At 49.9% G+C, this 15,582-nt stretch carries 18 protein-coding genes; 9 read left to right on the top strand and 9 right to left on the bottom strand.

Annotation, left to right across the window (positions count from 1 at the left end; all coding sequences use genetic code 11):
• Nucleotides 1-26: 26 nt before the first annotated feature.
• From FIV45_RS13585 to FIV45_RS13575, 3 genes are all read right to left on the bottom strand, one after another.
• Nucleotides 27-323 carry a hypothetical protein gene (locus tag FIV45_RS13585; protein ID WP_099475196.1) on the bottom strand — a complete coding sequence of 99 codons (297 nt, stop codon included), beginning with the start codon at nucleotides 321-323 and terminating at the stop codon, nucleotides 27-29.
• Nucleotides 324-335: 12 nt separating this feature from the next.
• The gene (locus FIV45_RS13580) at nucleotides 336-1,262 is read right to left on the bottom strand and encodes a CsgG/HfaB family protein (RefSeq protein WP_099475197.1); all 927 of its coding nucleotides are present in this window, start codon (nucleotides 1,260-1,262) and stop codon (nucleotides 336-338) included.
• A 198-nt stretch (nucleotides 1,263-1,460) separates the two neighbouring features.
• Nucleotides 1,461-2,747, bottom strand: coding sequence for an O-acetylhomoserine aminocarboxypropyltransferase (locus FIV45_RS13575; RefSeq protein WP_099475198.1), 1,287 nt, complete (start codon nucleotides 2,745-2,747; stop codon nucleotides 1,461-1,463).
• Nucleotides 2,748-3,044: 297 nt separating this feature from the next.
• Here FIV45_RS13575 and rplM point away from each other — a divergent pair, with 297 nt between their 5' ends.
• From rplM to FIV45_RS13550, 5 genes are all read left to right on the top strand, one after another.
• Nucleotides 3,045-3,512 (top strand): 50S ribosomal protein L13, encoded by a 468-nt coding sequence (gene rplM / locus FIV45_RS13570; protein ID WP_099475199.1) that lies wholly within the window; start codon nucleotides 3,045-3,047, stop codon nucleotides 3,510-3,512.
• Nucleotides 3,512-4,027, top strand: coding sequence for a 30S ribosomal protein S9 (rpsI, locus tag FIV45_RS13565; protein ID WP_099475200.1), 516 nt, complete (start codon nucleotides 3,512-3,514; stop codon nucleotides 4,025-4,027). The genes rplM and rpsI overlap by 1 nt, the downstream gene beginning before the upstream one ends.
• Before the next feature lie 224 nt (nucleotides 4,028-4,251).
• Nucleotides 4,252-5,553: a hypothetical protein gene (locus tag FIV45_RS13560; protein ID WP_099475201.1), complete on the top strand. Its 1,302-nt coding sequence runs from the start codon at nucleotides 4,252-4,254 to the stop codon at nucleotides 5,551-5,553.
• A 106-nt stretch (nucleotides 5,554-5,659) separates the two neighbouring features.
• Complete coding sequence (gene argC / locus FIV45_RS13555; RefSeq protein WP_099475202.1) at nucleotides 5,660-6,790, top strand: N-acetyl-gamma-glutamyl-phosphate reductase; 1,131 nt, start codon at nucleotides 5,660-5,662, stop codon at nucleotides 6,788-6,790.
• A 33-nt stretch (nucleotides 6,791-6,823) separates the two neighbouring features.
• Nucleotides 6,824-7,381: a gamma carbonic anhydrase family protein gene (locus tag FIV45_RS13550; protein WP_099475203.1), complete on the top strand. Its 558-nt coding sequence runs from the start codon at nucleotides 6,824-6,826 to the stop codon at nucleotides 7,379-7,381.
• Nucleotide 7,382: 1 nt separating this feature from the next.
• Here FIV45_RS13550 and FIV45_RS13545 read toward each other — a convergent pair whose 3' ends face one another.
• Entirely contained in the window at nucleotides 7,383-7,631 is a 249-nt protein-coding gene (locus tag FIV45_RS13545) for a hypothetical protein (protein WP_204602386.1), read from the bottom strand.
• Nucleotides 7,632-7,841: 210 nt separating this feature from the next.
• Here FIV45_RS13545 and FIV45_RS13540 point away from each other — a divergent pair, with 210 nt between their 5' ends.
• Nucleotides 7,842-8,477 carry an OmpW/AlkL family protein gene (locus tag FIV45_RS13540; RefSeq protein WP_099475204.1) on the top strand — a complete coding sequence of 212 codons (636 nt, stop codon included), beginning with the start codon at nucleotides 7,842-7,844 and terminating at the stop codon, nucleotides 8,475-8,477.
• A gap of 280 nt (nucleotides 8,478-8,757) precedes the next feature.
• The gene (locus tag FIV45_RS13535; protein ID WP_099475205.1) at nucleotides 8,758-9,522 is read left to right on the top strand and encodes a PhoH family protein; all 765 of its coding nucleotides are present in this window, start codon (nucleotides 8,758-8,760) and stop codon (nucleotides 9,520-9,522) included.
• A gap of 76 nt (nucleotides 9,523-9,598) precedes the next feature.
• Here FIV45_RS13535 and FIV45_RS13530 read toward each other — a convergent pair whose 3' ends face one another.
• On the bottom strand, nucleotides 9,599-10,159 hold the full coding sequence (locus FIV45_RS13530) for a PadR family transcriptional regulator (RefSeq protein ID WP_099475206.1): 561 nt from the start codon (nucleotides 10,157-10,159) through the stop codon (nucleotides 9,599-9,601).
• Nucleotides 10,160-10,341: 182 nt separating this feature from the next.
• Here FIV45_RS13530 and FIV45_RS13525 point away from each other — a divergent pair, with 182 nt between their 5' ends.
• Nucleotides 10,342-10,527, top strand: a complete 186-nt coding sequence (locus FIV45_RS13525; protein WP_099475207.1) for a hypothetical protein — start codon at nucleotides 10,342-10,344, stop codon at nucleotides 10,525-10,527.
• A 62-nt stretch (nucleotides 10,528-10,589) separates the two neighbouring features.
• Here the strand turns inward: FIV45_RS13525 and FIV45_RS13520 are convergent, their stop codons facing one another.
• The 4 genes from FIV45_RS13520 to FIV45_RS13505 form a co-directional block, all read right to left on the bottom strand.
• Nucleotides 10,590-10,811 carry a DUF4170 domain-containing protein gene (locus FIV45_RS13520; RefSeq protein ID WP_099475208.1) on the bottom strand — a complete coding sequence of 74 codons (222 nt, stop codon included), beginning with the start codon at nucleotides 10,809-10,811 and terminating at the stop codon, nucleotides 10,590-10,592.
• 251 nt (nucleotides 10,812-11,062) lie between these two features.
• A complete protein-coding gene (locus FIV45_RS13515) occupies nucleotides 11,063-11,830 on the bottom strand; it encodes an MlaC/ttg2D family ABC transporter substrate-binding protein (protein ID WP_181040078.1) in 768 nt (255 codons plus the stop codon).
• Nucleotides 11,831-12,008: 178 nt separating this feature from the next.
• A complete protein-coding gene (locus tag FIV45_RS13510; protein ID WP_099475210.1) occupies nucleotides 12,009-12,389 on the bottom strand; it encodes a c-type cytochrome in 381 nt (126 codons plus the stop codon).
• A gap of 272 nt (nucleotides 12,390-12,661) precedes the next feature.
• A complete protein-coding gene (locus tag FIV45_RS13505) occupies nucleotides 12,662-14,218 on the bottom strand; it encodes an alanine/glycine:cation symporter family protein (RefSeq protein ID WP_099475212.1) in 1,557 nt (518 codons plus the stop codon).
• Between the two features lie 220 nt (nucleotides 14,219-14,438).
• Between FIV45_RS13505 and spbR the strand changes: the two genes are divergently transcribed.
• Nucleotides 14,439-15,560, top strand: coding sequence for a SpbR family protein (spbR, locus tag FIV45_RS13500; protein ID WP_099475213.1), 1,122 nt, complete (start codon nucleotides 14,439-14,441; stop codon nucleotides 15,558-15,560).
• Nucleotides 15,561-15,582: the final 22 nt, after the last annotated feature.

The following is a 15,582-nucleotide window of genomic DNA, read 5'->3' as shown; positions in this document are numbered from 1 at the left end:
TAAACCCTCAATTTGAAATTATTATTTTATTGATTTGGTGTTATTTCTCTTCTGGTATTACCCTGAACAAAAATTGTTTTTTTGGTAATTGTCCCAGAAGGTGAAATGATCTTAATGTCATGTTTGCCTGGCGTCGTAGCAAAAGTTTGACGGTCTTTGTTTACAAGCCCCAAATATTGTCCATCTATATGAATCTCTGATCCGATTCCGGATTTGTCAATATATATGGTTGGACGGTCATCAGACCTTATATCTGCATGTTTGGGCATGCTGCCGCAAGCAGACAATAAAGTGAGTAAAGTGATGATAAAAAGTTGTCTCATAATATGCCCCTATTATTTTTCAATTGTTACAAAGAGGCCCTCAGGACGTCCTTCAGTAAGTGTACCGGAAATGATTTTAGTGACGGCACCTTCAGTGGTCTCATTGTCTCCAAAAAGAGAGACTACTTTCAATTCACCAATTTTTTCGGCCGGCAGAGTAATATCAAAGCCTGATTGATTGCTGGTGATTACCTCGCCTTGCTTCATGACAATGAGGGTATCACCTATTTTCAATCCTTGCCTTTTTCCCCCGGAAATATAAGCGGTCGTTCCCGCGACTTTTAGGATGTCCGTTTTCCAGGTGCGACCAGAGAGCTGCGTCACCAGTTCTTCGATTAGATCTTCAATCGCGATTGAAATTGCCTTGTCATTGAGAGATGCATCATACTTTGCAGTACTGCCTACCCCAAGGACGGTTGATGTGGCTGTTGTAGCTTCTCCAGAACCAGTTGCGGAATGAAATACCAGTCCGGTTCTTACATCGACTAGGCGAATGGCTACCTTAGCATGTGCTTTTTGAACTTTCTTTTTATTAAAGATACCTCTTTTACCATCCGTTGAACGACCAAATTCAATGACAGAGCCGACGATAAGGGTATCAACACCGATGATATTGGACCCACCGGTATGTTTTTGTTCTTTCATTATTTTGTTAAGGTCGGGTCGTTCGAATATAAGAAAGCTTTCTGATTTAGTCAGATAAGCTGTGAGAATATCTGCGGCTTGTTTGCCAAGCGGGTCAAGCTCGTTGTCCCGCAAAAGGCTCTTGCCATAATTAGTCTCGTTTGTGAATCGACCAATGGCAACTTTCAACTTTAGCTTCTTCCCAGATGGCTTTGCTATCTGTTGGGTTTCAGCGAAAGAAGAGGATATAGGTGAAATCAATAGTAACGAAAGTGCCACGATTATAGCGCGAAAGGTGTATCTTTTATGGCGCATAGGTATCTCCACAATGCATATTAATTTTGTTAGAGATAGCTGCTTTTTACTATTATGGTAGATACTAACCCCAACACTTACTTAGGTTTCAGTATATATAATTAAATATATACGGCAACATATAAAACAATTGTTGAGTGGTTGGAGAAAACAAGATTAAAGGCCCCGGAAATATTGTGCCAGGGCCTTTAAGTTTTTTTAGGCTTTTAAGGCCTGATCCAGATCGGCGAGAATGTCTTTAATGTCCTCGATGCCGATGGAGAGACGGATGACGTCGGGACCTGCGCCGGCGGCGATCTGTCCGGCTTCATCCAGCTGCCGGTGGGTGGTGGAGGACGGATGAATAATCAGGCTGCGGGTGTCGCCGATATTGGCGAGATGCTTGAACAGTTGCACGCTTTCCACCATTTTTACGCCAGCATCATAGCCACCCTTCAGGCCAAAGGTCATTACCGCGCCGCCGCCTTTGGGCATGTATTTCTGTTGCAGGTCATGATAGGCGTCACCTTCGAGCCCGGAATAGGAGACCCAGGCGACATTGTCATGATCGTTCAGGAATGTGGCGACCGCCAGGGCGTTCTCGCAGTGGCGCTGCATGCGCAGGGGCAGGGTCTCGATGCCGTTCAGAATATAAAAAGCATTCTGCGGCGACAGGCACTGGCCGATATCGCGCAGGCTGAGCACCCGGCAGGCGATGGCGAAGGCGATGTTGCCCATGGCCGGCCCGAAGGTTTCGGCCAGAACCACCCCATGATAACTGGGGCAGGGGTCGGTCAGGCTTTTGTATTTGTCGCTGGCCCGCCAGTCGAAGCTGCCGCCGTCGACGACGATGCCGCCGATGCTGTTGCCCTGCCCGCCGAGGAATTTGGTCAGGCTGTGGACCACGATATCGGCGCCATGCTCTAGAGGGCGGCAGAGGTAAGGGCTGGCGAGGGTATTGTCGACCACCAGAACGATGCCGGCGTCATGGGCGACCTTGGCGATGGCGGCGATGTCGGTGACGACCCCGCCCGGGTTGGCGAGACTTTCAATAAAGATGGCTTTGACATTATCGTTGAGAGCGGCCTTGAAATTTTCGGCCGTCGGTTCGACGAAGGTGGCTGTCCAGCCGAATTTACGGAAGCTGGTACCCATCTGGGTGATGGAACCGCCATACAACTTGTTGGCGGCGAGGATTTCATCACCGGGTTCTAGCAGGGTGTGGAAAACGGTGAACTGGGCCGCATGACCGCTGGACACGGCAAGGGCGGCGACCCCACCTTCAAGGGCGGCGACCCGGGCTTCGAGCACCGCGTTGGTCGGGTTGGTGAGTCGGCTGTAGATGTTGCCGAATTCCTGCAGGTTGAACAGATTGGCCGCATGTTCGGTGTTGTTGAATTCAAAAGAGGCCGTTTGGTAAATCGGGGTCGCGCAGGCGCCTGTGGTCGGGTCGGATTTTTGTCCGGCATGAACGGCGAGGGTTGAAAAGTTATAGTTTTCAGACATTTGTGGCGTGTCCTTTTTATAGGGTTGCGTGGTCTTGTTAAAAATAGTTCAATTTAAGTGACTTATTGGGTGGTATTATAATACCATTATTGTAAGCAACTGAATTTATAACGATTATTTCCATTGACATTCTTTCAAACGCTGGCATATTGCCCTCGTTTTGTGACGTGGAATAAGTCTGTTGTCGTTCAGATGAAGTCTGTGGTCAAGGTAATAAATTTTGCCCTGTCATGCCAGACTTAAAGTCGGAATTAGGTTGATTTAATACTGCGTTGAATTTGAATTAAGGATTGTTAAATGAAAACCTTTTCTGCAACACCAGCAGACATTGAGAAAAAATGGTTCGTCATTGATGCCGAAGGTATTGTCCTCGGTCGTCTGGCGGCGCTCATTGCCACTCGTCTGCGCGGTAAACATAAGCCCTCTTACACTCCTCACATGGATTGTGGTGACAACATCATCGTGATCAATGCCGAGAAAGTGAAACTGTCCGGTAAAAAAATGGATGACAAGATCTATTACTGGCATACCGGCCATCCTGGAGGCATCAAACAACGCACAGCCCGCGAGCTGCTTGAAGGCGAACATGCCGAGCGTGTTGTTACCAAAGCTGTCAAGCGCATGATCCCAAGTGGTCCTCTCGGTAACGCCGTGATGAAAAACCTGCGCGTCTTTGTTGGTGCGGAACATAGCCACGCGGCTCAGAACCCAGAGGTTATTGATGTTGCGGCAATGAATATCAAGAATACAAGGAGTCGTGCATAATGGCTGACGAAAAGAAAACGCTGGACGATCTCAAGGACATTACCTTGGAAGCCAAAGCGACAGCCGCTGCTGTAACAGCCGGTGAAGCCGGTGAAGAAGCCGAAGTTGTTGAGCCAAAGATCGATTCCCAGGGCCGTTCCTACGCAACCGGAAAACGTAAAGACGCGGTCGCCCGCGTTTGGCTGAAACCGGGTACTGGTAAAATCATCGTCAATGGTCGTGATCAGGCTGTTTACTTCGCCCGCCCAACACTGCGGATGATTGTGAACCAGACATTTGACGTGACGTCACGTGTTGGACAGTTTGATGTTGTCGCCACAGTCAAGGGCGGCGGTTTGTCCGGCCAGGCTGGCGCCGTTCGTCATGGTATCTCCAAGGCTTTGACATACTACGAACCTGCCTTGCGTCCGGCCCTGAAAGCTGCTGGCTTCATGACCCGCGATGCACGTGTGGTTGAACGTAAGAAATACGGTAAAGCGAAAGCGCGTCGTAGCTTCCAGTTCTCCAAACGTTAAGGTTTTGCAGGGTTCTCCTGCACAAAAGATTACAGAAGGTCGCTCCGCTTGGGGCGGCCTTTTTTTGTAGGTCATCATAGAGGAGAAGAACAGGGGGCTGAATTGTAATATTAGAGAATTCTTAACACTCGGGCGCTAAACTTGCACGATATGCAGTCCTGCATATATGTTCCGATGGAAGACGTCTGTATGACGTCTATTTTTTAAGGGTGGTAAAGAGGGTTATGGCCGGATTACTAAAGTTTATAAGCGCGGGGTTTCAGAAGAGTATCGCACCGACGCAGCACAAAAAACCCAAAATCCTAAAATGCTACAGTGATGCAGAACGCAAGCTTGAACGGATTATTTCCAACAGTGACCTGGTCGATTCGGGGCGGGTGCATCTTCTCGGGCTAGAGGCGTTAAAGCTCAAACTGGGCGACAAGTGGCCCGGACTGAGAAGTCGAATACTGGAAAATCTCACTAAAATTGTTAATAGTCATATCGCCGAAGATGATGTGTTTTTTTCCCGTTCCGATGATGAGCATATCGTGGTGTTCTCCCGTTTGTCTGAGGCTGGATCACGGCTGATCTGCTCGAACATTCTGCGGGAGCTTACGGAAATATATCTGGGGTCTGCGGATACCGATTGTCTCACGGTCAAGACGGCTGTCGGCCGCAGTAAGGGCGAGATGCTGTTTGAAGAAAAAGGCGTAGACAGTATCTATAAAGATATCAGTGTCGAGGAAGCGGAAGAGGAAATCCGGCAGGCAAGCCAGGGTGGAACAAATTTTCAGTCTGCTTCGCCATTGCAGGAACTGCCTTATGAGGTTGTGTACCGGCCGATATGGGATGTCCGAAATCAGGCAATATCAACGTACATAGTGAATACACAAAGTATTGATCGATACAAGAATATCAGCCGGGGCTACGAGGTTCTGGCCGACCCCAGTTGCATCGAAGCCATGATCGGTATGGATTATATGGTGATGATCGAGACCATCACAACCATGGATGATCTGTTTCAGAATAATTTCAGGGCGATCTTCTCGCTGCCGATTTGTTATGAAACCTTGTTTAATACGGACATGTTGCAGGGGTTTCTGTCGCGCTGCAAGGTGATCCCCGTCGCGCTGCATAAATATATTTCGTTCACCCTGATTAATTTTCCGGACGGGGTGCCGGAAACCAAATTGCGTTTCATCATCTCAAGTCTGATGGCCTATTCACGGGGGGTGGTGGTCGCCTGCGATCATATACCGCAGAATGTCAGCTATTACCATGAGTGCGGGGTGAAGGGCCTGAGTTTGACTTATCCGGACAAGCCCGTCAATCCGACGGCCTATTGGAAACAGCTGGCCCTGTTCGTCGGCAAGTGTCGAAAATTGCACATCTACACGGCTCTGCAAAATATCAAAACGGAAGAGGATCTTATTTTGTCGAAGGAAATCGGTGTGAATTTTCTCTCGGGCGATATGATCGGGCCTTATGTGGATATCCCGGGGCATATGACACGGGTGACCTGGCAGGATCTGGTGGCAAAGTGATATATTGTTTCCTGAAAAGTTATTTTTTCCACAGATCATTTTGAATTTCACGACAAAGAAGCCTATATAGGGGAAATACAGCTTATTTAGAACCGTGGACCACATTATGACAACATCTCCGAAAAAAATCAGAGCCGCAATCCTGGGCGCTAGCGGGTACACTGGCGCGGAACTTATCCGTCTGCTGGTGCGTCATCCACATGTGGAAATCGTTTTGATGACAGCGGATCGCAAGGCTGGTCAATCAATTGAAACGGTCTATCCGCATCTCGCGGGGCTGGGATTGCCGGATCTGATGGCGGTGGGGGATGTGGAATGGCCCGGGCTGGAACTGGATGTGGTCTTCTGTGCTTTGCCGCACGCGACGTCTCAGGAAATTATCAAAGGGATTTTGCATGAAACCGGGCATGGTTTTGTCGATGAAATGATTATAGAACGTCCGGCCGATTACGCAAACGCCATTAAAGGGTCAGTGAAAGTGGTTGATTTGTCGGCTGATTTCCGGTTGCGGGACACGGATGTCTATACCAAATGGTATGGGGAATATCATCAGGCGCCTGAATTACAGAAAGAAGCAGTATACGGCCTGACGGAACAATACCGTGAAGATATCAAAAATGCCCGTCTGGTGGCCTGTCCGGGCTGTTTCCCGACGGCGGCCTTGTTGACATTGATGCCGCTTCTGGCGGCGCAGAAAATCAAAAAGGATGGCATTATTATCGATGCCAAAACCGGAGTCAGCGGGGCAGGGCGTTCTTTACGGGAAGCCAATCTCTTCACCGAAGTATCCGAAGGCATGCACCCGTACGGGGTTGCCAGCCATCGCCATTCGCCGGAAATCGAACAGGAATTGTCGAAATCGTTCGGGGAAGATCTTTATGTGACCTTTACCCCGCATCTGGTGCCAATGAACCGGGGGGAACTGGAAACCATCTATGTTAATCTGGCGGAAGACCAGACCGCTGACGACCTGCGAAATCATCTGCAGGACTGTTATCAGGATGAACCGTTCGTGCATGTGGTGGAAGAAGGCGTAATGCCGGCCACCCGCCATATCAGAGGATCTAACCTGTGTCTGATCGGCGTCTTTGCCGATCGGGTGCCCGGGCGGGCGATTCTGGTGACGGTGCTGGATAATCTGGTCAAGGGATCTTCCGGTCAGGCGATCCAGAACATGAACCTGATGTTTGACCTGCCGGAAACATTGTCGCTGGAACAGGCGCCATTATTTCCATAATTTTCACCGCAGATGACAGGAAAGGGATATTGCATGACGCATGAGACATTTCGAATCGCCCCGGGTGGCGGCAAACTGTATCCTTTCAACGGCATCTGGCCTACCCTGGCCGAGGGAGCATATATCGCCCCTGGCGCCCGCATTATCGGGGATGTACATATCGGCGCCAAGGCCAGTATCTGGTTTAATTGTGTCTTGCGGGGGGATGTTAATAAAATCCGCGTCGGCGCCGGCAGTAATATTCAGGATAATACTGTCGTTCATGTGGAAGGCGGCGGGGCGGCGACCCTGATCGGGGAAGATGTTCTGATCGGGCATTCCGCCATGATACATGGCACGATCATTGAAGATCGGGGCTTTGTGGGTCTGGGGGCGGTGACCATGGACGGGGGCGTGATCGAAAGCGAAGGCATGGTCGCGGCCGGGGCGTTACTCAGTCCTGGCAAGCGGGTGGCTTCGCGTGAATTATGGGTCGGGCGTCCGGCGAAGAAAATCCGTGACCTGGATGACAAGGCCATTGCAGGTATGCAGGAAGGCGTCGTTGGATATCAGCAATTGGCGGCTCAATACCTGAAAGACTATCTGGGATAATCTAGTCGTCTTTAACCGTGGCCTCTTCCAGGGCGGTTGCGGCTTCCCCCAATATGCGACCTTCCAAAGACAATTCAAGAAACCGCACGTAATCCTTAGGGTCGGTTATTTTTTGCCGGGCGGTGGATATGATGTCCAGTGAACTGGTGGCATCAAGATTATATTTCTGGATCAGGGTCAGCATTTCACCGCTGAGCTTTTCCAGGTCCTGGCGGATTGTGGTCAGGGTCATGTCATTAAGAGACGCCATTGGCATGCTCCCTTTTAAGGTTGGTGATTGTTATCTCTTAAATACCTGTGTTTGCAGCCGTTGGGTAGGGAAAAATTCCCCTGGTCAGTAATTTTCACAGGGCGATTGCCGGGAAAGGCAAACTTTGTTTTTTCTTGATGCATGTCAAAGTCGGGGGTGGTTTAACGGCTTAAATGTTTTCTTGTAACCACCTAGAAAGAGGAAACGAAAATGAAAACCACCCTGTTAAAAACTGTAAGTCTGGCCGCTTTAATTGCTGCTGCCATGCCAGCGGTGTCTTTTGCCAAAGAAGCGGGCGATCTGCTGATGCGCGCCCGGGCGATATATGTCATGCCGGATGAAAGTGCGACAACTTCTATCGGCGGAACGGTCGGCCTGAACAATGACATTGTTCCGGAACTGGACTTCACATATTTCATGACCGACAACATCGGGGTGGAATTGATCCTGGCGACAACAAAACATTATGCCACAGGGATTGATACAGCGCTTGGCGCCAGCGCCGACTTGGGCAATGTCATGCTGTTGCCGCCAACAGTGACACTGCAATATCACTTTAACCCAAAAGGAGATATCAGTCCTTATGTTGGCGCAGGTGTGAATTACACTTTCTTCTATAATGAGAATGCTGCCGGCGGGGCGATCACGGATATCAATCTTAAAGACAGTTTTGGTCTGGCACTTCAGGCCGGGGTTGATTTCAAGATTGACGAAAAATGGTCTGTGAACGTCGACGTCAAGAAAATCTGGCTCGATACTGATGTCAGCATCAACGGTGGTGCGGTTACCGCCGATGTTAACATTCACCCCTGGGTTCTGGGTTTCGGGGTTGGTTATACCTTCTGATCTTCCCGGTTAAGTCATCCCTGTGAACAGGGATGACGGCCCCGTGACATAGGAATATTTTATTTGCAATCGGTCTTTTTTGGCGTACACTGATATGGCTATTTCTTCTTAATAACGAAGGGAATTTGTCAGAGTGACTCGAAACAGGCCGCCGCGAGCGTGTTCTTCTAAGCTCACCTTAGAACCTGCAAGTTCCTTTGTTGCTATTGTTCTCCAAACGCCTCCCGGTATTTCCGGGGGGCGTTTTTTGTTCTAGCCTTCACCACAACAGGAGCATCTCATGGGTAAGAAATCAAGACGGACCAAAACACATCAGGACAGCACACATAACCCGAATATTCATACGTCGAATATCCGCTCGCTCTATCGGGAAAATTCATGGGACCCCTTGCAAAGCAGTGACGCCGAGCCACGGGCGCAGAAATACAGCCGCAGGATCAAACCGCAAAATGACAATCAGGCCCGCCTGATCGAAGCCATCGACGCCCACAATGTGGTTCTGGCGGTGGGGCCGGCGGGGACGGGCAAGACCTATGTCGCCGTCGCCAAGGCGGTCGAGGCGCTGGAGTCGGGGCAGGTGTCCCGTATCCTTTTGTCACGGCCCGCGGTTGAGGCCGGGGAGAACCTTGGCTACCTGCCTGGGGCGCTTGATGAGAAACTGGCGCCTTATCTGCGCCCGCTTTATGATTGTCTCAGTGATCGTATGGGATTGCGTAATCTGAAGAAATACCTTCAGGACGGAACCATTGAAATTGCCCCGATTGCCTATATGCGGGGCCGGACCCTGAACAACGCCTATGTGGTGGTTGACGAGGCCCAGAACTGCACCTATGGCCAGCTGAAGATGTTGCTGACCCGGTTGGGATGGCAGTCAACGATGGTGATGACCGGTGACCCGGATCAGTCGGACCTGCTGGAAGGTTTGTCAGGGTTGAGAGATATCGCCAGTCGGCTGGATACGCTGGATGATATTTCGGTCATCCGGCTTGAAGAACAGGACATCGTGCGCCATGCGTTGGTGGCGGCCATGTTGACGGTGATCTGACGGTCATTTTATTCTAAGTCGGAAAAGCCCCGCTGCAGATCGCAGGGGGGCTTTTTTGTGTCGTAGGGGGAAGGGGTCAGCTTTTGGCCCTGTTGATCATCCGAAGGGTATCATTGGCCCATTTCAGGCTGGCCTCTGTCATGAGGATACCGTAATTAATCGTCGCCTGAAGGTAGACATAATGATTAAGCGGCTGGTCTTTCATATCAGGCAGGGTGCTTTGAAATCCTTTGAAGGTTTCGTTAAGTTCTTTTTGCTGGGTCTTGAATTCTTCCAGATGTTTGCGGCTGGCGTCCGGGTCGGCCTGGTGGCCGAAGAAAATCTTGAGCAGCAGTTCATTACGGTAGGTCTGGGGCTCGGCGGCCTTTTCGATCCAGTCCTTTAATTCTTCAATGCCGGCATCCGTAATGGCATATTGTTGGCGCTTGCGGCCGGAAGTCTCGTCAATCGGCAACTTGATGGCGTGGCCTTCTTTCACCAGCTGTGACAGGATGGGGTAAATCTGGCCATAACTTTCGCTCCAGAAAAAGCCGATGCTTTTCTCGATGGCCTTTTTAAGGTCATAACCGGAACGGGGTTTGCTGGCCAAGAATCCCAGTATGGCAAATTTAGTTCTGCTTTTTCTTCTATTTGTCATCCCTAACCCTTTTTTCGTCAGTTTAATCCATTGCGGCCTGCGAGGCAAATATCTGTATTACTTAAGTGTTTGGTAATATCATTGGGGCGACACCTTGATGTCATACTCATGCAATAGAACGGGTCTATCAAGAGGCCACTCAATGATGAGTATCCTGAAGAAAGAAGAAGGAGATATAAACTATGACATGTATCGTATCAACGCTTTTGCATGATAGCGAGACAACCCGGCGGGTCGCCCGTGTGCTTCTTAAGCATATTGGCCCTAAGGACCGTACAGAGGCCTATTCGATTTTACACAGCCGTATTGGTGTTTACACCTATGATACAGGCGCCATTACTCAGGAAATCGACAGCTACTTCAACTAACGGGTCGCCTCGGCGGCCCTTTTCAGGCGCCGGAAATTCTCACGAGGGGTCATGCAGGTAGATTACTGTTTTTCCGGTTCCATAAAACGGTGTAAATGCACCACGACATATTTCGTCATCGCATCATCAACATTGGCCTGACTGGCGCCTTTCCAGGCGTCGAAGGCCGTTTTGTAATTGGGGAAAATGCCGACAATATCCAGATCTTCGACATCGACGAAATCCAGTGTTTGCGGGTCAGCGACTTTGCCACCAAACACAAGATGCAATAGATTTTCAGCCATTATTCAACCTTTCCAGTAGAATGATCTGCCCCCCGGTGTGGAGATTTTCGGTCACCGGCTGAACAAAATTAATAGAATCACGCCATATGGCCCTTACATATCGTCTAATCGTAAAAACCGCAATATATCAATAAGCCATATATATGAATAAAATCCAAATTATCGCGCGAAAGGGAAAAGGCGTGGTGCATTCCCGCCCGAAGGGGGCAGGAAAGAGGCATGATACGGGGCAAGGGGGCCGCGTCGTGAAACTAGTTTGTCGTGGCTTCGGATTCTACTTTTGCAGTTTGTGGCGTTGCGGTGCCGTCGACAATGGCCTGCATAAATGCAATCAGTCCGGTCATGCCGCTTTCGGTAATACGGGCCGTGAAATCATCCCGTTGGGTGCGAGCCATGCTGATGCCTTCAATTTTGACATCAATGATCTTGAAATCATAGGCGCCTGAGTTGTCGGCGTTAGGGGCAGGGCGTACACGCCAATCGACGTCATAAGACTTACCGTCAGCGTTGATGACCTTCGTGCGCACATACATATCGATCTTACCTTTAGGCAAGACATCGCCTGTGCGAACCTCCTGGGTGTCGAGTTTTGTCAGACGACTGGTATAGACCTTTACCAGATATTCCGGGAACAGGTTTTGATAGGCGGTAACCTGGTCGTTGCTGGCGGCTTTTTTGTGGCGCCCCAGTGAAATGCGGCCAATATAGTTGACATCAAACCCGTCGGTGAGAATCTCGCGAAAGCGGACCTCCTGATCGGTGAGGCTAAATTCGGCGGTGCCCAGACTGGTCAGGGCGCGATCGGCCAATGTCTGGATAAAGCTTGCCGCCTGTTTTTGCAGGGCGGGGTCTTCATTGATCGGCGCCTTGTTGTCTGCGGCCCAGAGGCTTTGGCTCCAGAAGAGTGTCGTCAACAGTACGACAGCTGATAAGGCGGTCATCATGATGCGATTGGCCTTTTTCTGGCGGGCAAGAGCTACGGTACGGGTCTTGGCGGTTCGGGGCGCATTATGTTGCATAGTCATTTTATCCAGTTAAGTCGTCTAATCCGGTGAGGCTGGTTGCCTACAGAAAGGGATCGTTCCATAGATTTATAACCTTTCGGTTAATTTTCAAGATGCAGCAGAGAGGGATTGCATAAAAAAAGCACCGGGCCCTCTCGACGCCGGTGCTTTCCCTGTCATGTAAAGGGCAGAACTACTGCAGCGTTTTAAGATATGCAATAACATTGGCCCGTTGTTTGTCTTTTTTAAGGCCGGCGAAGGTCATTTTCGTACCTTTGATCACATCCTTTGGTTTTTTCAGGTAGGCATCCAGTGTTGCTTCATCCCATGTCAAACCGGAGTCTGCCATGGCGGACGAATATTTATAGCCGTCTTTATGGCCGGCTTTCGCCCCGAAGACATTAAACAGGTTCGGGCCGACACGGTGCTTTCCACCCTGATCCACGCTGTGGCAGGCTTTACATTTTTTAAATACTTTCTTGCCTTTATCGGCATCACCATCAGCAAATGATGTGGCCGCAAATGACGTGGCCGCCAAAACTGATACGGAGAGCATTAAAAATATCTTTTTCATCAATTTATCCTTCTATAATCCAACAATTCTACTAAGCCTGAAATTCCCAACCCTTATAATTATCCCCAACTTGTACCTGATCAGGGGCAGATTTCAAGTCTTGTTTGTCCCTGATGCTGAAAAGTGAAGAAATAGTCACACTCTTTTGTCTTTGTACCCGAACAGGGATGAACCAAGGGTTAATGCACGGCAGGGGATGATATGCGGCGGAGGAGAGAAGCCATAAAAAAAGGATGCCGAAGCATCCTTTTTCGATCATATGTACAAAAGCCTTATTCCGCTGATTTTGCGGCGGCGATTTCCCGGTTGGACTTGATCTCGCCACTGTCAATCTTGCCCATAAAGGATTTAAGACATTGCCCAACCACGGGGGCGAGCACGAAGATGCCGATAATGTTGGGAATGGCCATGGAGAAGTTGGCCGCATCGGCGAAATTCACCACTTGGGTCAGGGACATTGTCGCCCCGATCACCGTGACGCAGCAAAAGAGCAGCTTGTAGGTGATCTCCATGGTTTTGCTTTCACCGAACAGGAAGGTCCAGGCCTTGATGCCGTAGTATGACCAGGTGATCATGGTCGATATGGCAAACAACAATACCGCAATGGCCAGCACAATCGGGAACCAACTGTAAACAGAAGAGAAGGCTTCGGACGTCAGTTTCACACCGCTCAGGTTAGTGCCATCCTGATAAACGCCAGTGATTACGATCACCAGGGCTGTCATGGTGCAGACGACAACCGTATCAATGAATGGCTCCAGAAGCGATACCAGGCCTTCCGTGGCAGGCTCGTCGGTTTTCACCGCCGCATGGGCGATGGGTGCCGAACCGATACCGGCTTCGTTGGAGAAGGTCGCCCGGCGCATGCCCTGGATCATCACCCCGATCAGGCCACCGTAACCGGCTTCCGGCGTGAAGGCGCCATTAATGATGGACATAAAGGCATCGGGGACCTGTTCATAGTAACCAAGCAGGATGCTGGTCGCGGCAAGCAGGTAAAAGATGCACATGACCGGAACCAGTTTGGAGGTGACATTAGCGATGGAGCGAATGCCGCCGATGATCACAAGGCCGACGATGGTGGCAATGATCAGGCCAAACGCCCAGCGGTAATCGACGAAGAAATTGGTATGGCCTTCGGCAACGATCTGGAATTGTTGCACGGTCTGGCTGATCTGGAAGATGTTGCCGCCGCCAAAAGAGGCGAATACGCAGCAAATGGAAAAGAATATGGCAAGGCCGAGCCCCAGTTTTGGCATGCCTTTTTCCGCAAACCCATTTTTCAGATAATACATGGGTCCCCCGGATACAGACCCGTCTTCATGTACAATGCGGTATTTCACCCCCAGTGTACATTCTGCGAATTTGGCGGACATGCCAAACAGGCCCACCAGTATCATCCAGACTGTGGCGCCGGGCCCACCCAGGCTGATCGCGACGGCGACACCGCCGATATTGCCGAGGCCAACTGTGCCGGACAGGGCAGCTGTCAGGGCCTGAAAGTGAGAGACTTCCCCGGCATCACCTTTTTTGGTGTAATCGCCGCGGACGATTTTCAGAGCGGTTTTAAAACCACGGAAGTTTATAAATTTAAAATAAAATGTACAAAAAATACTGCCCATGGCCAGCCAGACCACAATCAGGGGCAGATCCTGGCCATTGATGGTAACGGCGGTAAATACAGTATTTGAATAAAGGGTTGTGAATGGTTCGATGAATTCATTCAGTGATTTGTCAAACTCCTCCAGGCCAAATGCATGGGCCGAAGAGGGGATTAGTCCGGCGAAGAGGACGACCCCCATGATAAGTTTTTTAAGTTTTGTTATCATTTATATTCCCTACGATTTAATGACAATCATGTGTTTATGACTATTTTATGCGTCTTTTTATGATTTATGTGGCCTGTTATAGCGTAAATTAACGACAGTTTAACCTCTTTTATGAAAAATGGGGCATCAAAGTGAAGATAAGTTCTTCTGTGCGGGGGTCGGCCTGTGTGAAAAAGGGTGGCGTAATAAAATATTGTCGAAAGTAAAGGCACTAGATTTAATGACTGAAAATTTAACAAGTTCCGATATTCAAAAGCTGCTCAATGACCCGACACCGGAGAATCGTGCAGAGGCCGCCAAGATGGTGAGCGGTCATTTTAATTCGGGCGGCCTGAGTGATTCTGAACGTAAAATCGCTGAGGATATTTTTAAGATCATGGTGCGGGACGCGGAAGAACGTGTCCGGTTGGCCTTGTCTGTCAGTCTGAAGGAAAACCCGGATGTTCCCCATGATGTGGCCGTTTCTCTGGCCAATGATGTGGTGGGGGTTGCGGCGCCAATGCTGCAATTTTCAGAAGTTTTGACGGACGAAGATTTAAAAGAAATCGTGAAAAGCCAGGGGGTGGATAGCCAGATGGCCATCGCGCAACGGCAAAGTCTGTCTGCTGATCTGACGGATACGATTGTTGAAAATAGTGATAATGAAGATGTGATTGCCACCCTGGTGTCGAATGAAGGCGCCGACCTTCAGGAAGCGACCATGGGGAAGGTGATGGACAAATATGGTGAGGTCGCAGCGGTGAGTGATTCTCTCGCCACACGCAAGCAATTGCCGATTAATGTCGCCGAACGTCTTGTCTCTCTTGTTTCTGACAAGATTCGCGATCATCTGGTCACGCATCATGAAATGACGCCGGATATGGTGACGGACCTGTTTCTCAGTGCGCGGGAGCGGGCGACGGTAAGTTTGCTTGGCGATGGCGCCGACGTGATGGATGTCCGTCGTCTCGTAGACCAGCTGCATGCCAATGGCCGTTTGACAGAGACATTGATTTTCAGGGCGATTTGTATGGGGGACCTGGTGTTCTTCGAGGCCGCTCTCGCCAAAGTCTGCAATATTCCGGTGAGTAATGCCTACAAGCTTATTCATGATCGCGGCAGCCTGGGATTGGCGGCGATCTACCGCGAAGGCAACCTGTCACCGGAAATGTTGCCGATCGTGCAGGCCGCGCTTGATGTGGCCAAAGATATGGAAACCAGCGCCAGTGAAGATCGTGACCGCTTCCAACAAAGAATGCTGGAACGGATGCTGACCAATTGTGAAGATGAATTTGATCCTGATAATCTGGACTATTTCATCACCAAGCTGGGATCGAAGAAAGACAGCGATGAGGCGGCTTAAGCACCGTTTGACATAGACGATA

The organism is Paremcibacter congregatus (genome assembly GCF_006385135.1).
GTDB classification, from domain to species: Bacteria; Pseudomonadota; Alphaproteobacteria; order Sphingomonadales; family Emcibacteraceae; genus Paremcibacter; species Paremcibacter congregatus.
This window is presented reverse-complemented; position numbering and strand designations above follow the sequence as displayed.